Source organism: Noviherbaspirillum agri (genome assembly GCF_054780595.1).
Window position 1 is genome coordinate 22,322 of sequence record NZ_BAAGWA010000015.1, and the last position, 16,290, is coordinate 38,611.

Here is a 16,290-nt window from a genome sequence, read left to right on the forward strand (position 1 = left end):
CCGATGTTGGCTGCCGAGACCGGCTTCTACGCGTGAGAACACAGGCGGCGCAACAAGTTGCGTCGGTGGAGCAGGCATCCGGCCGTAGTGAAGCGGCTTTGTCCGAAAGCGTTTCATTGGGGTCGCGCTTGCCCGCCTTCCCTGAAGCGCGGATTGTGATAACAGTTATATCGTGGCAAGATGCGGGAACATCCCCCAATTGCTCCCAATTCCAGTAAAGCAGCCCGTGACAGACCATTTCCTACACCGTCGCAATACACGATGAAGCTACTCGAACTACGCATCCCGCCGCTCTTGCTGGTGCTGATCATGGGCATGCTCATGTGGTTTGCGGCAATGCTGCTCCCGGCGGCTGCCATCTCGATTCCATGGCGCACAATGATCACGGTCGCGCTGGGCGCCACAGGCGCAAGCATTGCGCTGGCCGGCGTGCTGGCGTTTCGGCGCGCGCATACCACGGTGAACCCGACCACGCCGGACGCCTCCTCGACGGTCGTCGCGTCGGGCATCTATCGCCGCACGCGGAACCCGATGTATCTCGGCTTTCTGTTCATGCTTGCAGGCTGGGGCGTTTTTCTGTCCAGCGTGGCTTCGCTGCTGTTTCTTCCCTTGTTTATCCTGTACATGAACCGTTTCCAGATCAGGCCGGAGGAGAGGGCGCTCAGAGCGAAGTTCGGGACGCAATATGGTGCCTATATGCAGGAGGTGCGCAGATGGTTGTGACAGAGTCAGTTCGCGGAATGGCGATTGCGGCGCAGGCGTCTTTCTTCAGAAGGCGGAAGCAATGAAATACACGATCAGTGCCGACGTCATCGAATACAACGGCCCAAGCGGCAGCACGGCTTTTGTGTTGTTCGCGGTCTCCATGCCGCTTGCCGCCATTTTCCTGGCCCTGCTGGGTTGGGCGCTTTACGCGGGATTTCCCGTCTGGGGCGCCGTACTGCTCGGTGCGCTGGTCCTGTGTTGCGGATCCGTTGCGGCCCTTTCCGTCGTTTCCTTCCGTGCCGCGCGCGCATTCCGGCTGAAGATCGACAGGAAGCTGCGCCTGGTGACCACCGGGCGCGGAAAGCGGGAAAAGGTCGAGCAGGTCGGCGAGTTCCAGTCGCTCCAAATCGAGAAATCCGCCGCAATCGGCGCAAGGAGCTCGGACGAGCAGTACCACGTCTTTCTGGCAGGAGCGCTTCGTCGCATGCCGCTTGGCATCACGTCGTTGAGCGAGAATGGCGCACGGCAGAAGATTACGCCCCTCGCGCTGTTCCTCGAATTGCCGGTGATTGTTCTGCCGGAGAGCATTGAGGAGGCTATCGCGACCGCAGAAGCTGCGGAAGCACCGGGAGCTGAAGTAGATGCTGCGGCCGACGCAGTTGAAGAAAAGCGCGAATGCGTGCATGCGTAGCAACCTTCCTTTTCGTTAAACAAAGACCGCACGCACACACGCACATGTAAGGGCCGAGGTGGCATCGGACGGCCACGCAGCGGCGCATCGCTTGCTGCGCTACACTGGATTCCCTTGCGGCTTCCCTCGCTTCCTGCTCCCCCATCATTCATGCTTATTGCGACCCACTCCGGAAAATTCCACGCCGACGACGTTTGCGCCGTCGCGGTGCTCGATATCGTTTTCCCCGGATGCGAGCTGATCCGTACCCGCGACCTGGAGCGGATCCGGCAGGCGGATTTCGTTGTTGATGTCGGCGGCGTATGGGACCCGGCAACAGGGCGTTTCGATCATCATCAGAAGGGTTTTGAAGGCGCACGTCAGTCGGGGGTGGAATATGCCAGCGCCGGCCTGGTGTGGCGCGAATATGGCGCGCGCTGCGTGGCACGCATTGCCGAAGCATGTGCCGGCTATGCCGTCCTGCCGGAGCAGGCACGCCAGATTGCGTACGCAATCGACAGCGATCTGATCCAGTACCTCGATATGTCCGACACCGGCGCGGCGCGCAATGCGCCGGGTAGTTATGGTTTGTCTGCCGTGATTTCCGGATTCAATCCGACATGGGTCGACGAACAGCAGGCCGGCGACGCAGCGGAGGAGATGCGGCTCGCGCAGTTTCGCCGCGCAATGGAATTCATGACGGATATCCTCGTCAACGCGGTCAGGTACCGCGTCAGCGGCTCGATGGCAGTGGAACAGGTGCGGCAGGCGCAAGTGCTGGAAGACGGCAAGGTGCTGTTCCTGGAGAATGCTTCACTGCCGTGGTCAACGGTGGTGCGCGTGGAGATGCCGAAAGTGGTGTTCGTGGTCAGCTTCAGCACCGCCGAACAGCGCTACCTGCTGCATACGGTCCCGGCTGCGGCGGACAGCTTCGTCGCGCGCAAGGACTTGCCTGCAGCATGGGCGGGTTTGCAAGGGGAGGAGCTCGCAGCTGTTAGCGGCGTGCCGGACGCCGGTTTCTGCCATAACAAGCGCTTCATTGCGTCCGCCGGCTCCTTCGACGGAGCCATGGCCCTCGCGCGGCTGGCGCTGGCCGAGAGGGCCTGACGTATGATCGACCCGGCCGCGCTTTGTTGAGCTGTTCCCACTTCCCCGGCTTCTCACGCAGGCGGGAAAGGGAAGCCAGAATGCGGCAAATTCATGCCTGATCAGTAGCAGCCTGTCAATGGTGATGCGACCAGTCCAGACCCGGTGAGGCCAGGAAGGATTCCACGGCGTCCTTCTGCCCGGTTGCGTGCTTCATCACTTCACCGCATTTGCAGATGCCGAGATAGGGCTGGATATGGGAGCAGGCGGATACCTTTTGCAGGTAGACGGTGACGGGCTTGGCGCAGGCCTTGCACTTGAACGTGAGCGTGCGTGCGGGTTTGTTGCTCATGCTTTCCTCTGGTTGAAGTTCAGTCGATCCAGTTGACCCTGGAGAATTTGCCATGGAATGCCGGCGGCATCGGCACGACTTTCTTGGTCTTGTAGTTGAAGAAGACGAAGCCGGACTTGGCCATGGCGACCAGCGCATTATCGCGCGGGCGGGTGATGCGGAAGGTGATATCGCCGCCGTACTTGTTGAAATCCATAATGCCCACCTCGAACAGCAACTGGTCGCGTGCGTGCGCTTCCGTGCGGTAGGTCGTTGCGAGGTCGGTGACGATGATCCCGATGCCGTCTTCCTGGCTTTCCTCGATGCCGAATTCGAACAGAAAGCGCGCCCGCGCTTCGGAAATCATGGAAATCATCGAGTCATTGCCGAGATGATTCGCGGCATTGACATCGGTGACGCGTACGGTGAGCTGGGTGGAGTAGTAGTACTGGTCTTCGGGGAAGTCTAGTTTCAGGCGGGCCATGGTGGATCTCGTGGAGTGATGCGGTAATGCGGGGTGAGGGATTTTACCCGTTTGCGCATGAAAATTTCTGCAAATAAATGCATCCCTTGAGCTCGCTTAGGTTTGTAGCGTGCTGCTTTGCTCGACGTTGGGCGGCCAGCGGGAAAGCGAAAAATTGCGCGACATGCAACTGCGCGAAAGTTGATCCTGCAAGGGTGTCGATAGCGCCGATCATTGCCTGTGCTGGCATTGTGTTCCCCCATTGTTGCCAGTGTCGCTTGGTCGTTTGATATAGAGCATTTCGCGCCGAGTCGCGCCGGAATTAAAAAATGTCCGCTGGTAAAATTTGCGGTCTTCACCATCGACGCACGAGTCACCATGTCACCACGCTTGCCCGAGCGTCTTCTCTCCTTTTGTACGTCCCGCCCGATGCGTCGCATCGCCTACGCGCTGATTGGTGTCGTACTGCTTTACGGTGCCTTCGGCTTTCTCATCCTTCCTGCCATCGTCAAGTCACAAGCCGAACGCCTGGCGCAGGAAAAGCTGCAGCGGCAGCTGGTCATCGGATCCGTCGATGTCAATCCGTTTGCGCTGACCATGATCGTGCGCGACGTCAGGATGATGGAGCAGAAGGGCGATGTGCTGTTCGCCGGCTTCGAGACGCTCCGGCTCAACCTGTCGCTCCAGTCGGTGCTGCAGCTGGCGCCGGTGATCCAGGAGCTGCATCTTTCCAGGCCCGACGTCCGTCTGGTGCGCACCGAGCCGCATCGCTACAACATCGATGACATCCTCGCGCGGCTCGCCGCGCAGCCGCCTTCGGAAGAACCGGCGCGCTTCTCGATCAACAACATCCAGGTGGAAGGCGGCCGCATCCAGTTCGACGACAGGCCGGCGAAGGCCACGCATGCCATCGACAATCTGCAGCTGGGCGTGCCGTTCATCTCCTCCCTGCCGTCGCAGGTCAACATATTCGTCGAGCCTTTGCTCAGCGCCAGCGTCAACGGCACGCCGGTCGAATTCAAGGGCAAGGCGCGCCCCTTTGCCGACCCGAAGGAAGCCTTGCTGGAACTGGATCTTGACGGCTTCGATGTGACGCGCGCGGTGGGATATCTTCCGTTCAAGCCGAACTTTCGCCTGCCAAGCGCGCAGCTGGACCTGCACCTGAGCGCCAGTTTCCTGCAGCCGCAGGGCAAGGCGCCGTCGGTCAAACTGAGCGGCACAGCCGCACTCAGGGGACTTCAGGTCACGGAACCTGGCGGCAAACGGATCATGAAACTGGCCGCAATGACGGCCACCTTGCGCGACATGGATCTGTTTGGCGGACGCTACGACGTGGCGCGCATCGCGCTCGACGGACTGGAGGCGGATGTTGCACGCGAGCGCGATGGCCAGTTGAACCTGGTCCGGCTGGTGGCGCCATCCGCCGGCGCGCCAGCACCCACCGGGAGCGGGGGAACGGATGCTGGCGGCGGGGTGAAATTCGCGCTCGGTGAGCTCGCTGTTCATGGCGCGAACTTGCGCTATACCGACATGCATGCGGCACGTCCCCTGCAAAGCGGGGCAAGAAAGCTGGACTTGACCTTGCGCGGACTTGCCATCGATACCGGCAAGCGCAGCGTCGACATCGCGGAGATTGCCTCTAATCGTGCCGGCCTGCAGTTTAGCCAAGGGAAAGCGCAAGGCAACGTTCAGGACAACGCCCAGGCCCAACCGCTGGATCAAGCCGGAACAGCGAAGGAGGGGAGAAACGGTAGCGCATATGCGGTAAGCATCGGCAGGATTGCCATCGACAATTGGACTGCCCGTATCGAAGACCGTAGCCAGTCGGAACCGGTAGTGACCGATATTGCGCCGATCAGTCTCGCACTACACAAGCTGTCCACCGCAGGAGCGGCACCGGCTACGGTGAAACTGGATGCGACCGTTAACAAGAGCGGCCGACTGGCGCTGGACGGCAAGCTCGGGCTGACGCCGCTGCGCACCGATCTCGCACTCGACCTGAAAGGCGTGGATGTCCTGCCGTTGCAGCCCTATGTCACGCACCTGATCAATCTGAGGCTCAAGCGTGCCTCGCTGAGCGGCAACGGCCGGCTGCAGCTCGATACCGGGAGCGACGGTGCACTGAAGGGCGGCTTCACGGGAGACGTCATGCTCGGGAATGTCGCCACTGTCGACAAGGCGCAGGAGAAGGATTTCCTGCGGTGGAAGTCGCTGTATTTCGGCGGCGTCGACATGCAGCTGGCGCCGTTTGCGCTGGCCATTGACCAGGTCGCGCTGAGCGATTTCTTTGCGCGTGTGATCATCGACGAGGCCGGCCGCTTCAACCTGCAGGACATTGCACGCGGCGAGGATGGCGTATCCAAGGACAAGGACGTACCTGCGTCACAGGCAGCAGCAAGCAAACCGGCGACGACTCCAGTCAGGATAGGCAAGCTGACGCTGCAAGGCGGCCGGGTGCGCTTTACCGACAACTTCATCAAGCCGAACTATTCCGCCACGCTCGCGGACTTCGGCGGTGTCGTGTCCAACCTGTCATCCGACGCGTCCACCAGCGCCAGCCTGAACCTGCATGCCGAGGTCAACAATGCGCCGCTGGCGGTAGCCGGAAGCATCAATCCGCTGCGCGGGGATTTGTTCCTCGACGTCAAGGCCAATGTGCGCGGCATGGAACTCGCCCCATTGTCGGGATACTCCGGGCGCTATGTCGGCTACGGCATTGAGAAGGGACGCTTGTCGTTCGAAGTGTCCTATCTTGTCGACCAGCGCAAGCTCACCGCGGAGAACCGGCTGATCCTGGAACAGATCACGTTCGGCGAGAAGATAGACAGCCCGACCGCAACCAAGCTGCCTGTCCTGTTCGCCGTGGCGCTGCTGCGCGATCGCAACGGCGTCATCGACATCAACCTGCCGATTACCGGTTCCCTCGACGACCCGGAGTTCTCCGTGGGCGGCATCCTGGCGCGCGTGATCGGCAACCTGATTGCCAAGACGGTGACGCAGCCGTTTGCGGTGCTGGGCTCCTTGTTCGCAAGCGGCGGCGCCGAGCTGTCCACACTCGAATTTGAACCCGGCCGTGCGGCGATTCCGCCAGCCGGCGAGGAAAAACTGAAGTCGCTGGCAAAGGCGCTGACCGAGCGCCCGGGGCTGACGCTCGATATCGCCGGCCGCGTCGACCCGGAGGCCGACCGCGCCGGCCTGCGGCGCCTGTCGGTCGAGCGCAAGGTGCGCGCGATCAAGAGCGGCGACCTCGCAGCGCGCGGCGAAACGCCGGCCCCGGGACGCGTCGTTGTGCAACCGGCCGAGTATCCCGCGTTGCTGGAACGCGCCTACAAGGCAGAAAAATTCCCGAAACCACGCAATGTGCTCGGCCTGCCGAAGAACTTGCCGGTCGAGGAGATGGAAAGGCTGATGATCGACAATGCCGAGATCGACGGGGACGACTTGATTGCCCTTGGCAACCAGCGCGCCCAGACTGCGAAGAACTGGCTCATCAGGAATGGCGAGGTGCCGGCAGAACGCCTGTATATCCTTGCTCCCAGGATCGGTGCGCCGGACGGGCAGGCCGGCGGCGGCAAAGTCAGCAGAGTGGATTTTTCACTGCGGTAAGCAGCACGCGCAGGGGAAGACCGCGACAAACGGATGACGCGTGCGGCCCGGCCGGACGGGGCGTAGCATAGCGATACCTCCGGCTTCGCCTGGACGTGTCGCAGCGTCTTCGGCCGGCATCACGGCAGGCATTGAATATGACGCGCGACACCGCTATTCCCACCATCCTGTTCGGCGCCTTTGACCGCCATAACTTTGGCGATCTGCTGTTCCCTCATGTATGCGCAGCATTGCTTGGGCGGCGCGACCTGATCCTTGCGGGACTCGCGGATCGGGATCTGCGCGCCGAGGGCGGGCACAAGGTGCGCTCGATTGCCCGGCTTGCCCAAGAGGGGGGAAGACGCGCAGTCGACATCGTTCATGCCGGCGGCGAACTCCTGACCTGTAACGCATGGCAGGCAGCGGTCATGCTCCTGCCGCCGCATGAGGCGAAAGACATGATTGCGCGCTACGACCGCCATCCGCAGGTAGCGCACGATTGGGCGCGGCAGCAGCTCGGCATGCCGTCGCTGGCACCCTATTGCGTGCCGCGGCATTTGTTCCCGCATGCCAATCGCATCATCTACAACGCTGTGGGTGGCGTCGAGCTTGACGAGTGTGAGACAGAACTCTGTGCCGAAGTGCTGGACAACCTGAAAGCCGCCGACGCAGTCGGCGTGCGCGACCGGATCACGCATGCGCTGCTGCTGGCGGAGGGCATCAGCGCCCATCTGCTGCCAGACCCCGCATCCATGGTCGCCGCGCTCTTCGGCACGGCAATTTGCGAGCGCATGTCACAGGGTGAACTGGCGCAGGTCAGGCAAGTGTTCCCGCAAGGATATGTGGCAGTCCAGTTCAGTGCCGACTTCGAAACAGCGCACTGCAACGCCGACCCGTTGCGGCAGATCGCTTCCCAATTGGACCGATTTGCGCGCACATCGGGTCTTGGTGTGGTCTTCTTCCGCGCTGGGGCGGCGCCGTGGCATGACGAACTCGGCTGTTACGCGAAAGTGGCGGCGCAGATGAAACCGGCTTCGTTCAGGCTGTTTACGTCATTGAATATCTGGGACATCTGCGCGCTTATTGCCGGCAGTCGCGGCTACCTCGGCAGCAGCCTGCATGGCAGGATTGTCGCGATGGCATTTGCCTTGCCAAGGCTTAACGTGCGTCATCCGGCGCACGGTGGCAGAACGACGAAACAGGCCGCCTATGCCGGTACATGGGATGAAGAGTGCGTGCCGGCGACGGTGGGCCTGGACGACATGGCCGAGTGCATGCAGCAGGCCATGTTCGCCGATCCGCGCAGGCTGAGGCGCAAGGCAGAACAAGTAGCGCACGAATACCGGCGCGGATTTGAGGTGCTTTGGGCCAGCTGATATAAACCGAATGGCGGCAAGAACTGCAGCAGAACCGCAGCAGAACCGCGCAGATACAATCCCGCTCATCCTGACCGTAAGGATGAGCGGCCTGCGAGACGAAAAACGGCCTATTCCCCGGGAGGAACCATGAGCAAACAGCTAAGCAAAGAAGCGTATCTCAGCATGCAGCACAGCGAGTCGGTCGTCGCGTCGATGGCGGCAACGATCTTCGCTGCATACGTGCAGAGGCACGAGATTACCGATGCCAACGAGGATGTCTTTGTCAGGAAAGCGGTGGATGCCGCAGTCAAGCTTGCGACTTATGCCGACAAGGTCGTCAAGAGCGACGAGGAGTGGATGAGCAATGAAAGCAGGGCGACACCCATGCTGTAACACCATGTAGACGATGCGCGACGCCTGACGCCGCGCATCGGGGGAGGCTTCAGCAGCCTCGCCTTTCTATATCAGTAGCGATGCCGGTTTGTCGGCTGGTTGTCCCATTGGTTGGGAATACCGTCGCCATCGCGATCATGGTCCCAGCGGTTCGGCACGCCGTCACGATCCTGGTCGCGCGGTCCGCGATGCCCATGGCCGTGGCGATCGCGCCAATCCTGCTGGTAGCCCCATGCCGGACGCGGCTGGTTGTAGATCGGACGCGGTTGAACGTAAATCGGTCGCGGCTGTACGTACATGGGGGGCGGCTGCACGTAGACCGGAGCTGGCTGGACATACACCGGTGCCGGCTGCACGTAGACGGGTGCCGGCTGTACATAGTACGGGCCGGGCACCATAACATGCAGATCCACATTGACCCGCGCAGCGGCCGGACCCACGGCCAGCATCAGGGCGGCGCCTGCCATCAATCCTGTAACACGGTGGTGTTTCATCATCGTTCTCCTGGCGATCACACCTCCATTACATATCAGGGTTCCCTTTGCCGCTACCCGGAATGGGTAAGCCACGTTACGAGATGTATCCGGCCTGATGAGGGGAGGCGAAGAGATTGTACTCCGCGCCTGAAATAGCGGGAACGTGGCAAAGCTTGCCTTCATCTAATATCAGGAAATCAACAATGACTGATTGGCAACCATGCTCACAGCTCCACCCAATATCCCGCTAAAAGACCTGTCCGACGTTGAAATCGCCCATCTTGTGGCCGACGGCGACGAGGGCGCCTTCGAACAGTTGATGCGCCGTTACAACAGGCCCCTGTACCGCACCGCGCGCAGCATCCTGCGGGACGATGCCGAAGCCGAGGACGTCGTCCAGGAAAGCTACCTGCTCGCCTATCGCAATATCAAGAGTTTTCGCGGAGACGCCAGGCTCGCGACCTGGCTGACCCGCATCGTGGTTAATGAAGCCATTGCCCGTTCGCGCAAGGCGAGCCGCCGGGCGGAAATCATCCGCCTCGATAGCGATCTTGAAGTTGTTGCCGACTCGGAGGAGGCAAGCATGGGTGAACGATCGGATGACCAGCCGGAGCGTGCGGCAATGCGTGCCGAGGCAAGACGGCTGCTCGAGAAGCATATCGACCGGCTGCCGGATGCCTTCCGCACCGTTTTCGTGATGCGGGCACTGGAAGAAATGAGCGTCGAGGAGACAGCCGAATGCCTTGGCATTCCGGACGCGACAGTGCGCACCCGGTTTTTCCGCGCCAAAGCCATCCTGCGCGAAGCCTTGTCCCGCGAAATCGACTTCGCCTACGAGGAGGCATTCTCGTTTGACGGCGAGCGCTGCGACCGCATTGTCGCCGGGGTGCTTGCCCGCGTCAGGGCACTGCGTGACGGCGATGCCTGACCGCTTTTATCTGCATTTTCAACCGTATTTTTATCCATCACATCGAAAGGAAGGTAGGACATGACACACTACATTAACGTCGCAAAGGGTTTTGCCGGCGGTGTATTGGCGCTCAGCGTCACCATGGCGTTTGCCCAGGCGAGCGGCCCCAGCGATGCCCAGATCGCCGCCATTGTCGTGGCGGCAAACAGTGTCGATATCGATGCCGGCAAGCTGGCCAGGTCGAAATCCGGTAACAAGCAGGTGAAGGATTTCGCGCAACTGATGATCAATGACCACAGCGGCGTCAACAAGCAGGCGGTCGCGCTGGTCCGGAAGCTGAACGTGACGCCGGAGGAAAACGACATCAGCCGCAGCCTGAAGAGTGATGGCGCTGCAACCTTGGAAAGGCTCAGTGGTCTGAAGGGAAATGCCTTTGATAAAGCGTATGTCGCCAATGAAGTGACCTACCACCAGGCGGTGCTGGATGCGATCGACAATACGCTGCTGCCGAGCGCAAAAAATGCCGAACTCAAGGGGCTTCTTGAAAAAGTCCGGCCGGCAATTGACGCGCACCTGCAGCATGCGAAGCACATGCAGTCTTCCATGAAGTAAAGGGGGAAGCGATGGATGACTACATGAGCCGTCCGGCGAACCGGGCAATCCACGGCGTCGCCGTGGTCTTGATCAGCATGGCGACATGCTTTGCGAGCGACTGCGTGCTCGCGGAGGAAAAGGTGCATGTAGTCACCATCGAAGCAATGCGATACGTGCCGGAGGTAATCGAGGTAAAGGCGGGCGATACGGTCATCTGGCAGAACAAGGATGCGTTTGCGCATACAGCGACAGCCGTTGATCGCAGTTTCGACTCCGGCAGCATCGCCTCCGAACGCAACTGGCAGTTCCGGGCGCGCAGGAAAGGCAGCATCTCATACGTCTGTACGCTGCATCCGACGATGAAGGCGACGCTGATCGTCAGATAGGCAGGCAAGGAGGGATTGCACCGAGCGATACGGAAGTGCATCAAGGGGAGCGTCATGTTGCCGTGCCGGCAGGCGGAGAAGCCACGGCGCGGGAACACGAATGTCTGCAGGCTGGTCTTTATCTTGTTACAGAACGGAAGGATTGCAAGCATGACTGATACCCCCCATGGCTCCACCTCGGTCTGGATGGCGACGGCAAACCTGCCGCAATATCCCGTACTCCAGGCAGATATTGCCGCCGACGTTTGTGTCATCGGCGCAGGCATCGCTGGCCTGACTGCCGCGTATCTCCTGTCGCGCGAAAGCAGGAATGTGGTGCTGGTCGACGCCTTCGATATCGGCGCCGGCGAGACGGCGCGCACGACCGCGCATTTTTTTCCGCCCGACGACCGCTATGTCGAAATTGAGCGTGGCTTCGGCACCGACAAGGCGCAACTTGTCGCGGAAAGTTTTCAGCAGGCGACCGACCTTGTGGAATCCATTGTGCAGGCCGAGCATATCGATTGCGGGTTCGAGCGGCTCGACGGCTACCTGTTTTCGCTTACGGCCCAAGGCGTTGCCGACCTCGACAAGGAATACACGGCAGCGATCCGCGCCGGCGTCGACGTGGAGAAGGTCCCTCGCGTGCCCGGCCTCGGTTTCGACACCGGTCCTGCACTGCGCTTCCTGCACCAGGCCCAGTTCCATCCGCTGAAATATCTCGCCGGGCTGGCAGAGGCGTTCGTGCGCAACGGCGGACGCATCTATGCACAAACACGCGCACTCGGCATCGACGGCAACGACAAGATGCAGACGGTGATGACCCGTAATGGCAACATCAGCGCGCAGGCAGTGGTCGTCGCCACCAACACGCCGTTTAACGACCGCGTGGTGATGCACACCAAGCAGTCCGGCTACCGGACCTATGTGATCGGCGTGCGGGTGCCCAAAGGGTCCGTGCCGCGCGTGCTGCTATGGGACAACGGTAACCCCTACTATTACGTCCGCCTGGAAACGCCTGACCCTTCCTCAGGCGAGGAAATCCTGGTCGTGGGCGGGGCCGATCACAAGGTTGGGCAGGACGAGCATCCGCAGCACCGTTACGACGAAATCGAGCGCTGGGTGCGGGAGCGATATCCGATGGCGGGCGCCGTCGATTTCCGCTGGTCCGGCGAAGTGATGGAGCCGGCCGACGGCCTTGCCTATCTCGGCCGCAATCCGATGGATGACAAGAATGTCTACATCATCACCGGCGACTCCGGCAACGGCATGACCCACTGCACTATCGGGGCAATGATGGTCACCGACATGATCATGGGCCGCGACAACGTGTGGGAGGAAGTGTATGCGCCGTCGCGCAAGGCGGTGCACGGCATGTCGGAGTTCCTCCGCGAGCAGGCCAATACGCTCTCGCAGTATCGTGAATGGTTCAAGGACGGCGAAGTGGAATCGGTCGGACAGATCCCGGCCGGGGAGGGCGCGATCCTGCGCGAAGGAGGTCGCAAGCTTGCCGTCTATCGCGACGACGAAGGCGAACTGCATATGCTGTCGGCGACATGCACCCACCTTGGCTGTGTCGTCGCATGGAATGCGGCGGAGAAGTCATGGGATTGCCCGTGCCATGGTTCGCGTTTCGACGCCAGCGGCGAAGTGCTGCACGGGCCGGCAATGAAACCATTGCAGGCGGTCGCGCTCGGCGGCGGGCCGGCCGATGCGCCGGTCGGAGCTACCGGGGAAAAGGGCAACGCGCCCGGGAAAGGCCTGTCGCCGTAGCCGGGTTTGCGTGCATTGCACTGCATTCGCACGCAAACCATCGTTGGACGCTACTCTTCCGGAGCCACCTTGTGTTGCGCCGCCATGCGGTGCTGCGTTGCCGGCGGCACCGGATCGTAGTGGCTGAACTCCACCGTGTAGCTGCCGCGTCCTGCGGTGGCCGAATGCAGGCGTGACTGGTAGCCGTTCAATTCCGACAGCGGCACCTGGCCGGTGACGACGACGGTTCCCGCATGCGCTGTCTGCATGCCGTTGACCTGCCCGCGCTTGGCAGAGAGGTCGCCCGTGATGTCGCCCATGCATTCTTCCGGTGTCACGATCTCGACGTTCACGATCGGCTCCAGCACGATGGGTCTTGCTTTCATCACTGCGTCGATAAACGCCTTGCGACCCGCCGTCGCGAACGCGACTTCCTTCGAATCAACCGGATGGCTCTTGCCGTCATAGACCGTCACGCGCACATCCTGCATCGGGAAGCCGGCCAGCGGCCCGGCCTCCAGCACCTGGCGGATGCCTTTCTCGACCGCGGGGATGAACTGCCCGGGAATCGTGCCGCCCTTGACCGCATCGACAAATTCGAAGCCTTCGCCGCGTTGCAGCGGTTCCACGCGCAGGAAGACCTCGCCGAACTGACCGGCGCCGCCGCTTTGCTTCTTGTGGCGGTAATGGCCTTCCGCATTGCCGGCGATGGTCTCTCGGTAGGCGATTTTCGGCGGATGCGTTTCGACCTCGATCTTGTAGATTTCGGCCATGCGCTCCAGCGCGGCACGCAGGTGCAATTCGCCCAGGCCGAGCAGCACCGTCTCGTTCGTGCTGGCCTGGTGCTCGACCTTCAGGCATGGATCCTCGGCCGTGATCTTCTGCAGGATTTCCCACATGCGCTGTTCATCGCCACGCTTCTTCGGTGCGATCGCGAGCCCGAATATCGGCAGCGGGAACGGCAGCGGCTTGAGATGGATATGGTCATCCTCGGCGGCATCGTGCAGCACGGCGTCGAAGGCAATGTCCTCGACTTTCGCGACGGCGCAGATGTCGCCGGGTACGGCTTGCGCCACCTCCACTTGCTCCTTGCCTTGCAACATATACAGGTGTGCCACCTTGAACGGCTTCCTGCCGTCGCCGATGTACAGCATGCTGTCGCGCCGCACCGTGCCCTGATGGATGCGAAACACGCCGAGCTTGCCGACATAGGGGTCGACGGCGACCTTGAATACATGCGCAAGCACATGCTTCGAAGGGTCGGCTTCGGCCCGCATTTCCTTCTGCTTGTCCGGTGCGTTCTGGTCGTCGCGATAGAACAGCGGCGGGTTGCCTTCGGTCGGGTTGGGCATCAGCTTCACGAACACATCGAGCAACTCCCTGACGCCGGCGCCATTGCGGGCAGAGACGAAGCACACGGGTACAAGGTGGCCCTCGCGCAATGCCTGTTCGAACGGCGCATGCAATTGTTCCGGCTCGATCTCGCCCTGCTCGAGGTAGAGCGACATCAGGTCGGCATCGACTTCCACCACCTGGTCGACGAGGGCGCGATGAGCCTGCGCCACCGACGAGAAATCGGACTCGCCCGCCGGGTTGAAGAAACAATCCACGACCTTGGTGCCACCCTCTGCCGGCAGGTTGATCGGCAGGCATTCCTTGCCGAATTCCTCCTGTATGCGCGACAGCAATCCCGGCAGGTCGATGTTGCCGGCATCGATCTTGTTGATGATGATCATGCGGCACATGTTCCGCTGGCGCGCCATCTCCATCATGCGGCCGGTGACCATTTCAATCCCGTTCTGCGCATTGATGACGATGGCTGCGGTTTCTGCGGCGGGCAAGGCGCTGATGGCCTGCCCCATGAAATCGGGAAAGCCGGGCGTGTCGATCAGGTGGATGCGGGTATCGCGATGATGCAGGTGGGTGATGGCGGAATACAGCGAGTGCTGGTATTTGCGTTCCAGCGGGTCGTGGTCGCAGACAGTGTTGCCGCGTTCCAGACTGCCTGGCGTGCCGACCATCCCGGCACTGTGGAGCAGCGCTTCTGCCAGACTGGTCTTGCCGCTGGCGGTATGCCCCAGCAGGGCGACGGTACGGATTGCTTCTGTACTATATGGCATCGCTGGTCCCTTTCAGAAAGCGATTGAATAGCTTGAATTCCGTCAGGGGCATTATCGCGCTTGCCTGCTATTGAGGCAAACTATCCGCCAGGAAGGCGCATAATTGTCAAGGCGCAGGTGAGAGCTTATGCGCGCAGTGATGACACCAACAAGAACAGGAGCATCAAAACATGGTCACCGATGTGGTCAGCAAAGGGAGCTTATTCCCGGCAACGGGAATCGGACACACCGGGCGTATTCCGGGCAATAAGGGAATCTGGGTCGGCATTACCTGCGAGCTCATCGAGTTCGTACTCATGTTCACGGTGTACTTCGTTGCCCGAGCACATTATCCGGAGGAGTTTCACACTGGGCCGCAGCATATCTGGACTACAGCCGGCGCGATCAATACGGTGCTGATGGTCACCAGCAGTTTCTTCATCGCCCGTGCTGTGCTCGCCATGCGCGCCGGGAAGTTGCTGGTGTCGCGACGCTGGATGATTGCGGCGATCGTTACTGCGCTCGGCTACCCGATCGTCAAATTCCTCGAAGTCAGGTGGAATCTCTCTCACGGCATCAATGGCAGCTCGGGGATTTTCTACACTGTCTATTACTACTTGACGTTCAACCATCTCGTACATGCCTGCTGGGGCATCCTCGGCATGGGCTGGGTGTTTGCGCGCATGTCGATGGGTGACTATTCCGCTGAGCAGCACGACGGGCTGGAGGCGCTGGCCAGCTACTGGCATGCCACAGATATCGTGTGGCTGATGATCTTCCCGCTTTTCTACGTACTGGCGTAAATCATGAAAACGACGAATTCCATGATGTCCTTATCGGTACTGGCCTGGCTGGGCTTGCTGGCGTTGACCGGGATCAGCCTGCTGCTCGGAGCTCAATTCGGCACTGCGTCCTGGATGCCTTTCCTTGTTGCCGGCATTATCTGGCTCAAGGGCAGCATGGTTGCTCGTTACTTCATCGAGTCAAACCATGCGCATCCGTTTATCGCGTGGGTGTTGCGGGCGTTCATTGCCTTTACGCCGCTGGGACTGATATTGACTGCAGTGCTCAGCGGCTGATGCCGCTTCGCACAGGCAGGTCAGGGACGCCGCATCAATGAGCGATCTCCGCGCCCCAGCCATTGGCGAAGTTTGCCAATCCCGATCGACAGCATCGCGCCCGCAATCAGAAGCAGGGCGACCACGCCGGTCACCGTGATCAGCAATGCCAACAGCAGTGTGCTGACCAACGCGATGCCCGCGATCTTCCAGCGCCAATGACGTCCGAGCATCGCTTTCAATACGTCACGCAACGCTGGCTTGGCGCGTGGTGCGGCGCCATCGTCGACGAGTTCCCAATCCGATTTGTCGTTCATAAGCCATGTTTGCAACAGAGTGGTTTCTTGTCGCAATGTCCATGAGTTGAAGGAGCAATCATCATAAAGGGTGCTGCTCTTCATAAAAAGCGAAAAAAGCGGAAGACATCCTTCACAAAAACGGAGAG

General features: G+C 60.9%; 17 protein-coding genes. 12 read left to right on the forward strand and 5 right to left on the reverse strand.

All coding sequences use genetic code 11. The annotated features are described in order from the left end of the window. The first annotated feature begins 261 nt into the window (after positions 1–261). The 3 genes from ACYVIA_RS19000 to ACYVIA_RS19010 all read left to right on the forward strand — a co-directional run bounded on the left by ACYVIA_RS19000 (position 262) and on the right by ACYVIA_RS19010 (position 2,482). Positions 262–723 (forward strand): methyltransferase family protein, encoded by a 462-nt coding sequence (locus ACYVIA_RS19000; RefSeq protein ID WP_460843613.1) that lies wholly within the window; start codon positions 262–264, stop codon positions 721–723. Between the two features lie 61 nt (positions 724–784). Next, entirely contained in the window at positions 785–1,396 is a 612-nt protein-coding gene (locus tag ACYVIA_RS19005) for a hypothetical protein (RefSeq protein ID WP_460843615.1), read from the forward strand. Between the two features lie 150 nt (positions 1,397–1,546). Then, positions 1,547–2,482, forward strand: a complete 936-nt coding sequence (locus ACYVIA_RS19010; protein ID WP_460843616.1) for an MYG1 family protein — start codon at positions 1,547–1,549, stop codon at positions 2,480–2,482. Between the two features lie 115 nt (positions 2,483–2,597). Here the strand turns inward: ACYVIA_RS19010 and ACYVIA_RS19015 are convergent, their stop codons facing one another. Both ACYVIA_RS19015 and ACYVIA_RS19020 read right to left on the reverse strand, forming a co-directional pair. Continuing rightward, positions 2,598–2,813 (reverse strand): hypothetical protein, encoded by a 216-nt coding sequence (locus tag ACYVIA_RS19015; RefSeq protein WP_460843618.1) that lies wholly within the window; start codon positions 2,811–2,813, stop codon positions 2,598–2,600. A gap of 19 nt (positions 2,814–2,832) precedes the next feature. Then, on the reverse strand, positions 2,833–3,276 hold the full coding sequence (locus ACYVIA_RS19020; protein ID WP_460843620.1) for a thioesterase family protein: 444 nt from the start codon (positions 3,274–3,276) through the stop codon (positions 2,833–2,835). Positions 3,277–3,633: 357 nt separating this feature from the next. Here ACYVIA_RS19020 and ACYVIA_RS19025 point away from each other — a divergent pair, with 357 nt between their 5' ends. The 3 genes from ACYVIA_RS19025 to ACYVIA_RS19035 all read left to right on the forward strand — a co-directional run bounded on the left by ACYVIA_RS19025 (position 3,634) and on the right by ACYVIA_RS19035 (position 8,591). Further along, a complete protein-coding gene (locus ACYVIA_RS19025) occupies positions 3,634–6,861 on the forward strand; it encodes a DUF748 domain-containing protein (protein ID WP_460843622.1) in 3,228 nt (1,075 codons plus the stop codon). Between the two features lie 137 nt (positions 6,862–6,998). Continuing rightward, complete coding sequence (locus ACYVIA_RS19030; RefSeq protein WP_460843624.1) at positions 6,999–8,216, forward strand: polysaccharide pyruvyl transferase family protein; 1,218 nt, start codon at positions 6,999–7,001, stop codon at positions 8,214–8,216. A 129-nt stretch (positions 8,217–8,345) separates the two neighbouring features. Beyond that, a complete protein-coding gene (locus ACYVIA_RS19035) occupies positions 8,346–8,591 on the forward strand; it encodes a hypothetical protein (RefSeq protein ID WP_460843626.1) in 246 nt (81 codons plus the stop codon). 71 nt (positions 8,592–8,662) lie between these two features. On the opposite strand, the gene ACYVIA_RS19040 is transcribed toward ACYVIA_RS19035, so the two are convergent. Continuing rightward, the gene (locus tag ACYVIA_RS19040) at positions 8,663–9,088 is read right to left on the reverse strand and encodes a thrombospondin type 3 repeat-containing protein (RefSeq protein WP_460843628.1); all 426 of its coding nucleotides are present in this window, start codon (positions 9,086–9,088) and stop codon (positions 8,663–8,665) included. 199 nt (positions 9,089–9,287) lie between these two features. On the opposite strand from ACYVIA_RS19040, the gene ACYVIA_RS19045 reads away from it, so the two are divergent. The 4 genes from ACYVIA_RS19045 (at position 9,288) to ACYVIA_RS19060 (ending at position 12,709) form a co-directional block, all read left to right on the forward strand. Further along, positions 9,288–9,995: an RNA polymerase sigma factor gene (locus ACYVIA_RS19045; RefSeq protein ID WP_460843714.1), complete on the forward strand. Its 708-nt coding sequence runs from the start codon at positions 9,288–9,290 to the stop codon at positions 9,993–9,995. Positions 9,996–10,055: 60 nt separating this feature from the next. Further along, entirely contained in the window at positions 10,056–10,589 is a 534-nt protein-coding gene (locus ACYVIA_RS19050) for a DUF4142 domain-containing protein (protein ID WP_460843630.1), read from the forward strand. Positions 10,590–10,600: 11 nt separating this feature from the next. Further along, complete coding sequence (locus tag ACYVIA_RS19055; protein WP_460843633.1) at positions 10,601–10,957, forward strand: cupredoxin domain-containing protein; 357 nt, start codon at positions 10,601–10,603, stop codon at positions 10,955–10,957. 150 nt (positions 10,958–11,107) lie between these two features. Further along, complete coding sequence (locus tag ACYVIA_RS19060; RefSeq protein ID WP_460843635.1) at positions 11,108–12,709, forward strand: FAD-dependent oxidoreductase; 1,602 nt, start codon at positions 11,108–11,110, stop codon at positions 12,707–12,709. 50 nt (positions 12,710–12,759) lie between these two features. Here ACYVIA_RS19060 and fusA read toward each other — a convergent pair whose 3' ends face one another. After that, entirely contained in the window at positions 12,760–14,808 is a 2,049-nt protein-coding gene (gene fusA, locus ACYVIA_RS19065) for an elongation factor G (protein WP_460843637.1), read from the reverse strand. Between the two features lie 170 nt (positions 14,809–14,978). Here fusA and ACYVIA_RS19070 point away from each other — a divergent pair, with 170 nt between their 5' ends. Beyond that, positions 14,979–15,590, forward strand: coding sequence for a cytochrome c oxidase subunit 3 family protein (locus tag ACYVIA_RS19070; protein ID WP_460843638.1), 612 nt, complete (start codon positions 14,979–14,981; stop codon positions 15,588–15,590). Positions 15,591–15,593: 3 nt separating this feature from the next. Then, on the forward strand, positions 15,594–15,866 hold the full coding sequence (locus ACYVIA_RS19075) for a hypothetical protein (protein ID WP_460843640.1): 273 nt from the start codon (positions 15,594–15,596) through the stop codon (positions 15,864–15,866). A gap of 20 nt (positions 15,867–15,886) precedes the next feature. On the opposite strand, the gene ACYVIA_RS19080 is transcribed toward ACYVIA_RS19075, so the two are convergent. Continuing rightward, positions 15,887–16,162: a hypothetical protein gene (locus ACYVIA_RS19080; protein WP_460843642.1), complete on the reverse strand. Its 276-nt coding sequence runs from the start codon at positions 16,160–16,162 to the stop codon at positions 15,887–15,889. Positions 16,163–16,290: the final 128 nt, after the last annotated feature.